The 5,487-nt window shown below is 65.1% G+C and carries 10 protein-coding genes and 2 tRNA genes; 3 read left to right on the top strand and 9 right to left on the bottom strand.

The features are described 5' to 3' along the window. A partial coding sequence (gene hdaA / locus X741_RS136510) for a DnaA regulatory inactivator HdaA (protein WP_023781028.1) occupies nt 1–658 on the top strand: 658 nt, incomplete at its 5' end. A gap of 331 nt (nt 659–989) precedes the next feature. Here the strand turns inward: hdaA and X741_RS136515 are convergent. Further along, a tRNA-Pro gene (locus X741_RS136515) sits at nt 990–1,066 on the bottom strand. A 141-nt stretch (nt 1,067–1,207) separates the two neighbouring features. Between X741_RS136515 and X741_RS136520 the strand changes: the two genes are divergently transcribed. Both X741_RS136520 and X741_RS136525 read left to right on the top strand, forming a co-directional pair. Further along, on the top strand, nt 1,208–1,513 hold the full coding sequence (locus X741_RS136520; protein WP_013896224.1) for an ETC complex I subunit: 306 nt from the start codon (nt 1,208–1,210) through the stop codon (nt 1,511–1,513). A gap of 55 nt (nt 1,514–1,568) precedes the next feature. Then, nucleotides 1,569–1,645 (top strand) — tRNA-Arg (locus X741_RS136525). Nucleotides 1,646–1,714: 69 nt separating this feature from the next. On the opposite strand, the gene X741_RS136530 is transcribed toward X741_RS136525, so the two are convergent. The 8 genes from X741_RS136530 to X741_RS1000000171370 form a co-directional block, all read right to left on the bottom strand. Then, nucleotides 1,715–2,833 carry a hypothetical protein gene (locus X741_RS136530; protein ID WP_156937983.1) on the bottom strand — a complete coding sequence of 373 codons (1,119 nt, stop codon included), beginning with the start codon at nt 2,831–2,833 and terminating at the stop codon, nt 1,715–1,717. Then, nucleotides 2,826–3,095 carry a hypothetical protein gene (locus X741_RS00060; protein WP_032928546.1) on the bottom strand — a complete coding sequence of 90 codons (270 nt, stop codon included), beginning with the start codon at nt 3,093–3,095 and terminating at the stop codon, nt 2,826–2,828. Before X741_RS00060 ends, X741_RS136530 begins: the two co-directional genes overlap by 8 nt. Further along, complete coding sequence (locus tag X741_RS01000000167360) at nt 3,092–3,388, bottom strand: HNH endonuclease signature motif containing protein (RefSeq protein WP_051410546.1); 297 nt, start codon at nt 3,386–3,388, stop codon at nt 3,092–3,094. The genes X741_RS00060 and X741_RS01000000167360 overlap by 4 nt, the downstream gene beginning before the upstream one ends. 237 nt (nt 3,389–3,625) lie before the next feature. Then, nucleotides 3,626–4,132 carry a single-stranded DNA-binding protein gene (gene ssb / locus X741_RS136535; protein WP_023781024.1) on the bottom strand — a complete coding sequence of 169 codons (507 nt, stop codon included), beginning with the start codon at nt 4,130–4,132 and terminating at the stop codon, nt 3,626–3,628. Further along, complete coding sequence (locus X741_RS136540) at nt 4,132–4,362, bottom strand: hypothetical protein (RefSeq protein ID WP_023781023.1); 231 nt, start codon at nt 4,360–4,362, stop codon at nt 4,132–4,134. The genes ssb and X741_RS136540 overlap by 1 nt, the downstream gene beginning before the upstream one ends. Further along, nucleotides 4,359–4,604 (bottom strand): hypothetical protein, encoded by a 246-nt coding sequence (locus X741_RS136545; protein WP_023781022.1) that lies wholly within the window; start codon nt 4,602–4,604, stop codon nt 4,359–4,361. Before X741_RS136545 ends, X741_RS136540 begins: the two co-directional genes overlap by 4 nt. Beyond that, nucleotides 4,604–4,864: a DUF2312 domain-containing protein gene (locus X741_RS136550; RefSeq protein WP_023781021.1), complete on the bottom strand. Its 261-nt coding sequence runs from the start codon at nt 4,862–4,864 to the stop codon at nt 4,604–4,606. The genes X741_RS136545 and X741_RS136550 overlap by 1 nt, the downstream gene beginning before the upstream one ends. Nucleotides 4,865–4,873: 9 nt before the next feature. Then, nucleotides 4,874–5,179, bottom strand: coding sequence for a hypothetical protein (locus X741_RS1000000171370; RefSeq protein WP_031250826.1), 306 nt, complete (start codon nt 5,177–5,179; stop codon nt 4,874–4,876). Between the last annotated feature and the right edge of the window lie 308 nt (nt 5,180–5,487).

Below are 5,487 nucleotides of genomic sequence, written 5' to 3'. Positions count from 1 at the left end.
CGGCCACGGCACCGGCTATTCGCGCGACGAGCTCGTCGTCTCCGGCACCAACAGCCAGGCGGCGGCGCTGGTCGACCGCTGGCCCGACTGGCCCTCGCCGGTGGTGGTGCTGGCGGGTCCCGCCGGATCCGGCAAGACGCACCTCGCCGCCATCTGGCGCGCGCATGCCAATGCGGTGGCCGTCGACGCGGGGCGCATCGGCGACAGCATCGCCAATCTTGGCGCCCGCCCGGCGCTGATCGACGATGTCGACGCCGGAACGGTGGACGAGCAAGGCCTGTTCCACCTTATCAATGCCGTGCGTGGCGCCGGCTCGACGCTGTTGTTGACGGCGCGGCGCTTTCCGGCCGCCTGGGGTGTGTCATTGCCCGATCTTGCCTCGCGGCTGAAGGCGGCGGCGACAGTCGAGATCCACGAGCCCGACGACCTTCTGCTGGCGGGTGTCATCACCAAATTGTTCGCCGACCGCCAGGTCGAGGTCGAGCCGCATGTCGTGCAGTATCTGGTGCGGCGCATCGAACGCTCGCTGGCGACGGCGATGCGTGTGGTGGAGCGGCTGGATCGCATCGCGCTCGAGCGCAAAATGCCGATCACCAGGGCGCTCGCCGCCGAAACCGTCAGCGTGATGGACGAAGGACAGGGCGAGTTCGAGATCTGACGGCCTCGATGTTCGGATAGAGCCTGCCGGCGTGGCGGCTCTCCGTGTTACCTGCCGGTGTTCCATTTTGGGAAGACAGAGCTGGCATCAGTCTTGCTCCGAGAGTTTGCCGGCTGACCCCGGTCCTGATTGCGTTCCAAATCAGGTTGTAGGCTCGCCGGGGGATGGCGCGGGGGGTTCTCGCCCGGCGAGCTTGCCTGTCGAAAGGCCCAGAATCGACAGGCCTAAAAAGATCGACGGGCCCAAAGATCGACAGGCCCCATGGTCAGCGAGCCGCAAGGTGGCCATGCGCTCATGCCAGTGGCTCTCGACATCGCGTTTTTGATAAGGATGGTCGGAGTGGAGAGATTCGAACTCCCGACCCTCTGGTCCCAAACCAGATGCGCTACCAGCCTGCGCTACACTCCGAACGGTCTGTTGCCTATTCATTTCGGCGTTGGATGGCAAGTGCAAAAACCTGCAAGTGCAAAAACCTTGCCGCCGTGCGCATTGCGCAGTAATGACGGGCCAAGGGCGGGCGATACCGCCTTGCACAACAATGAGGTGGCCATGTCCGCGCGCATTTTCAGCCCAGCCAAAACCGCGATGCAGTCCGGCAAGGCCAAGACCGGCTATTGGGTGCTGGAATTCGACCCCGAGATGCGCAAGAAGATCGACCCGCTGATGGGCTATACCACGTCCGGAGACATGAGAAGCCAGATCAGGCTTACCTTCGACACGCGGGAAGAAGCAGTAGCCTATGCCGAAAAGGAAGGCCTTGCCTTCCGCGTCGAAGAGCCGAAAGAGGCCAAGCGCCGCCAGATTTCCTATGCGGAGAATTTCCGCTATGACCGCAGGACGCCCTGGACGCATTGAACGCGCGCCCAAACGGGCGCCAGAGGCAATATCTACCGACCCCGGGTCGGCCAGCGGTCCCGTAGCTCAGCTGGATAGAGCACCGGCCTTCTAAGCCGATGGTCACAGGTTCGAATCCTGTCGGGATCGCCAATAAATCAAGGACTTAGGAGTTAGCCGGCTGAAAAGTTCCAACTCGATTTCGAACCGAGTTCCAACTTTTCACCCCTTTTCGTTCTCGCGGATGCGCTTGCGGCCGAGGCGGCGGGCGGCGTCCGCGGAGCGGACCGAGGCCAGGTCGACGGGCTGATAGGTAGCGTGAAGGGCGTTCGACGTGTCGATCGTGTTGGCCATCTTGGCTGACACCGTGCCCGCCAGCGCGCCGCCGGCCATCGCCTCGATGGCGCCGGAGCGGCGCATGTCGGCCAGCGTGCGGCGGTCGCCGGGGAAAAGTGATTCGCACACAGTGCGGAAATCGTCGGGCATGGTGAAGCGGGAGTAGACCGCGCCTGAACGATTGCGCAGGATGGCGCCCACCTCGCACGGCTCCAGCTTCAGATAGGCATCGAGCAGCCGCAGCGTGCGCCGGCTCATCGTGCCGAGCGCGTCGCGGCCGGACTTGGCGCGGCCGATGTCGAAATAGCGGCTGTGGTCACTGCCCTTCATCGCCGCTATGGTCAGCTGCCGCAGGTCGACCGGCGAGAATTGCGTGTCCCAGGCGATGGCGATCGAGACGGCCAGCCCGCGATAGCCCTTGCGCCAGGCATGCTTGGCCTGCCGCACGGCCTCGCCCTCGCGCCAACTCGCTTGCCTGGCCTTGGGCGCACGGTTGCGGATGCCGGACGACGGGTCGGCCTTGCCGTGGCAATATTGCAGCGCCGAACAGACGTTCCACAGCGCGCGCCAGATCTTGATGACGCGGTGCGCCTCGCGCAACGAGACATTGTTGGCGACCATCTGGCGAAAGCGCGACAGCGTCTCCAGCGAAACTTCCGGGTCGGTCGGGGCGAGATCGCCGAACACCGGCTTGATGCGCGCCCAGGCGCGTTCCCATTCCTCGCGGGTGCGCGGCTTCTTAGCGGTCCACTCGACGGTAGCGCGATAGCGGTTGAAGGCTTCGCCCAATGAGCCGGCCGGGAATTCGGGCGGCGCGTCCTGCGCCTTGCCGGCGCGATGACGCTGCCAGCGCTCGTTCCATTCCGCCGCCACCGCCCAGGCGGCCGCACCGTCGAGGCCGCAACGCACCGCGGCGAAGCCGGCGTCACGCATGGGTTTGGTCGGCTGCCAATAGCCGTACTTCCCCTTCTTCACCACGTAGTAAGGGATATCCACCTTACCCACCCATCTTCTCCAGTCTTGCCGCGACAAGGCCGGAACTGTGCGCCGGAGATGGCGCCGAAGGCAAGAGGCGGCGGTGGCGAGCTGCCCGCCAGACGTCGATGGCGTCGAGATCGTAATTGCCGGTGTCGGGATCGGAAGCCGGGAAGCCGCGCGACAAGAGCCTCGGCAACAGGTCGGTGAACTGTTCCTGCGTCAATCCGAGGCGTCTGGCTGCCTTTTCGGGCGGGACGTCACGCGGGTCGACGTGGAATCGGATGCTCATTTGCGCGGCGCCTTGCGACGCTTGCGGCGCGGCGGCACGCCCAGCGCTGCATCGCGGCGCTTCTGGTTCTGCTTATGCGTGACCATTTCGAGATGATCGTCGCGGATGCAGCGGCGGGTGCGACAGAGGTGATCGAGTTGCTTCTTGCCGGGAATGAAGCCGTGCTCGTTGGTCCAGTTGACGATGTGGACGGCGACGGTCTGGCCGTCGAGCGACATGCGGGGATAGCCGCCGCCGCGCCCGGTGCCGCNGTTGACGATGTGGACGGCGACGGTCTGGCCGTCGAGCGACATGCGGGGATAGCCGCCGCCGCGCCCGGTGCCGCTGTCCGGCCCGGTCCAGACGTGACAGGGCGAGGGCATGCCCCTGGCGTCGACATAGCCTGTNGCGCCCGGTGCCGCTGTCCGGCCCGGTCCAGACGTGACAGGGCGAGGGCATGCCCCTGGCGTCGACATAGCCTGTGTCGACGATCTCGACGCAGACCATGATCTTCGACCGGATCGCATCGCGGCGGGACAGCGGCGCGTTCATCAGAAGGGGATCTCGTCGTCGAGTTCGCGCGAGCCGCCGCGCCCGACCTGCGCCTGGCGGGTGCGTTCCTCGATCGCGCGGCGGTCATCGGTCTCGCGGCTGCGCTGGCTGCCGTAGTCTTCGGCACCCTCGGCGCCGGGCGGGCGGTTCGATGGCAGCTTGTCGAGCATCTGGATTTCGCCGCGAAAGCGGTTCAGAACCGTTTCGGTCGTGTAACGTTCGATGCCGTCCTGGCCGGTCCATTTGCGGGTCTGCTGCTGGCCCTCGACATAGACCTTCATGCCCTTCTTCAGGTATTTTTCCGCGATTTCGGCCAGCTGCGTGTTGAAGACGACGACCGAATGCCATTCGGTGCGTTCCTTGCGCTCGCCCGAATCCTTGTCCTTCCAGCTTTCGCTGGTCGCCATGCGAAACGAGACGATCGGATCGCCGGCATGGCTGCGCCGCACTTCGGGATCGGCGCCGAGATTGCCGACCAGGATGACTTTGTTGACGCTGCCGGCCATCAGACAGCCCTCCGCGTGCGCATGTTCGCCCACTCCGTATTGCAGGGGGCGCCCGTCCGCATTTCGGCAATTTTCATGTCGATCAGCTTGTGCAGATCGTTGATGCGATTTCGGATCGCTGTGGCGTTCCTGGCTGCCTCACGCTCTCTCTCGTCGGCCAACTCCAGATCCTTGACGGATTTGCCTAGATCGGTTTCCAGTTCGGCGAGGGACTTTGTCTTGTCGGTCATGGTTCCACTCCCATGGCGGTCAGCGCCGCATTGATTTCGGCGATCTGGCGGTTGAGCGAGGCGCTGATGTCACCGACGATCTGTTTGAGATAAGCGGGCTTCAGCACGATTTCGTTCGCGTCCTTGCCCTCGCCAACCATCAGCGCGACACGCTGCGTGGCGAGGTTGTCGAGCGCGCCCTGCGCGATATTGCGATCGCGGAAAAGCATGCGCGCCTTGTCGATGTCTGCCCTAGTCAGCATCACACCATCCCCAGCGCGGCCATGTAGAGTTCCAGAATGGTTTCGGCTTCCTGCCTGGCGGCCGGGTCCTTGCGGCGCATGGCGACGATCACGCGCATGGCAGGCACGTCGAAACCGGTGCCCTTGGCCTCGCTGTAGACCTCGGAAATATCCTCGTTGATGGTGCCGCGCTCTTCCTCCAGGATCTCGATGCGCTCGATGAAGGCGCGCAGCTGGCCGGCGGCGACGGTCTGGCTGGTGTCGGTGATGTCATCTGCCATGGGAGTCTCCTAGAAACGCATCTGCATGAGGAGAAAAGACGAACGGTCGTTGTCGGGCAGCAGGCGCACGCCGACCGGGTTGTCGGCGCAGGGCGCGAAGGTGACCTTGCCGCCGCCGGCCGCGGCCAGCGCGTCCCTGATGTAACGGCAGTTGACGACGATCGGCTCGCCGGCGCCTTCGACCTCGCAGTCGACCAGGTCCTCGGCGTCGGCGTCGTTGCCCTTGATCTCCAGCTTCAGCCCGCCGTCGACGGGCGTCATGCGGATCGGCCGCGAGGTTTCGGCCTTGCCCTTGCCGTCCTTGCGCGGCAGCACCAGCAGCCGGCCGATCGCCGCGTCGAGCGCCNGAGGTTTCGGCCTTGCCCTTGCCGTCCTTGCGCGGCAGCACCAGCAGCCGGCCGATCGCCGCGTCGAGCGCCTTGGCGGGAACCGAGATGCGGAAGGCGCCTGGCGCCTGCATCAGCCTGTTGTATTCGGGGAAGGTGCCGTCGATCAGCTTGGAGGTGACGCGGATCGCCTCTGCCTCGACGGTGACGATCGCCGCCGTACCGCCGATGGCCACTTCGCTCTCGTCGCCATCGAAGATGCGGATGAGTTCCTTGACGGTGCGGTCGGGGATGGTG

It is taken from the genome of Mesorhizobium sp. LNHC221B00 (assembly GCF_000502935.1).
Taxonomy (GTDB): Bacteria; Pseudomonadota; Alphaproteobacteria; order Rhizobiales; family Rhizobiaceae; genus Mesorhizobium; species Mesorhizobium opportunistum.
This window is presented reverse-complemented; position numbering and strand designations above follow the sequence as displayed.

Excerpts from the sequence above, each read along its gene's own strand:
- X741_RS136520 (WP_013896224.1), top strand. The coding sequence starts at position 1,208 with ATGTCCGCGCGCATTTTCAGCCCAGCCAAAACCGCGATGCAGTCCGGC.
- X741_RS00060 (WP_032928546.1), bottom strand. The coding sequence starts at position 3,095 with ATGAGCATCCGATTCCACGTCGACCCGCGTGACGTCCCGCCCGAAAAG.
- ssb (WP_023781024.1), bottom strand. The coding sequence starts at position 4,132 with ATGGCCGGCAGCGTCAACAAAGTCATCCTGGTCGGCAATCTCGGCGCC.
- X741_RS136540 (WP_023781023.1), bottom strand. The coding sequence starts at position 4,362 with ATGACCGACAAGACAAAGTCCCTCGCCGAACTGGAAACCGATCTAGGC.
- X741_RS136545 (WP_023781022.1), bottom strand. The coding sequence starts at position 4,604 with ATGCTGACTAGGGCAGACATCGACAAGGCGCGCATGCTTTTCCGCGAT.
- X741_RS136550 (WP_023781021.1), bottom strand. The coding sequence starts at position 4,864 with ATGGCAGATGACATCACCGACACCAGCCAGACCGTCGCCGCCGGCCAG.